The organism is Okeania sp. (assembly GCF_983059655.1).
Genome location: NZ_CEZPJD010000849.1, coordinates 2,083 through 3,317 on the forward strand (window position 1 = coordinate 2,083; position 1,235 = coordinate 3,317).

Genomic DNA, 1,235 nt, shown 5'->3' on the forward strand with positions numbered 1-1,235 from the left:
ACTCTGACTTCTTCCTTCTCAAGAATTACCATATCTGGATAACTTCTCTTACCCACTCGTCCACACCAAGAACCATAATATTTTCCTAATACATTGAAACCAGCATTAATAACCCACTCCAATAATAAAGACTCCAGAAAACCCATCCCTTTTTCTGGTGAATTTAGGTCTTTAGTAAAACCTTCCTGAAGTCTATGAATAAGAGGTTGAGAACTCTTGCCTTCAGATATTAATTTTTCCGACTCGTGGTTAACTAAGAAACATTGGAATAAGAGACGACCATCTGGTTTTAAAACTCGGTAAATTTCATCTAAATAATTACGAATTTCCTTTCCACCGACCTGAGTAAATCTGGAACCGATAAAGACAAAATCAAAACTTTTGTCATTGTAGGGAAGTTTCAAATCTGAGTCTATCTGACGGAAATTGAAATGTGGTTTATGGCTGCTAATATTTTGCTGTGCCCAAGATATTAATTCTTCAGAGAAGTCATTCCCTTCATAACGACCTGGAGATTTTAAATAATAGGCTAGACCATAAGCAATATTCCCGACTCCGCAGCCAATTTCCAAAACTTCAGCAGTGGGTTGAAGACCTACTCTTTGGATAAAGTTGCCTAAAAATTTACAGCTTCTTTGGATAAAGTTAATTGCTTTTCCTTCTATATATTTATCGTCAGGAATTGGGAGGGACGGATTAAATAGTTGAAATAGAATTTCTCCCTCTTTCCCTTGAAATATTGGAGTCAGAGTAATTAGAGTATTTTGGCAGTTTTTAAGTTCTGCTTTTGTCAGAGGTATTTCTAGAATAAATCTAGCATTTTCAGCATTATTAAGCTTAGTCTGAACTTTTGCGACATCTGGGCTAGGTAGACCTAATTTCTGTTCAAAAGAAGTATATTCTTGACTGCCGATGAAAACTTTAAAGCTTTCTACAGAAGCAAAATTGTAAGAACCTACCCATCCAGATATGATTAATTTTTGATTGGCTATTGCTACTCGATCTAGATGACCTATTGTTGTAATTGGTTCAATTGGTGGAATGAATTTTGGTTGTTCTTGAACTATGGGTATGGGTGCTTCAGAAAAAATTAATGGTTTTGTTTTTTCTGGCGCTGTATATGGCTCCAAATCAACTACATTTTTTTCAGGTAAATCAATTCCACTTTTGCCTTCTTCCTCACTTCTAACTTCTTGTTCACTTCTAACTTTTGACTTTTGACTTTTGACTTTTTC

The 1,235-nt window shown here is 35.3% G+C and carries 1 protein-coding gene; it reads right to left on the minus strand.

The annotated features are described in order from the left end of the window. Window positions 1–1,235 (minus strand): class I SAM-dependent methyltransferase (locus tag AC3DU7_RS29255; protein ID WP_488042766.1); only part of this gene is annotated, 1,235 nt, incomplete at both ends.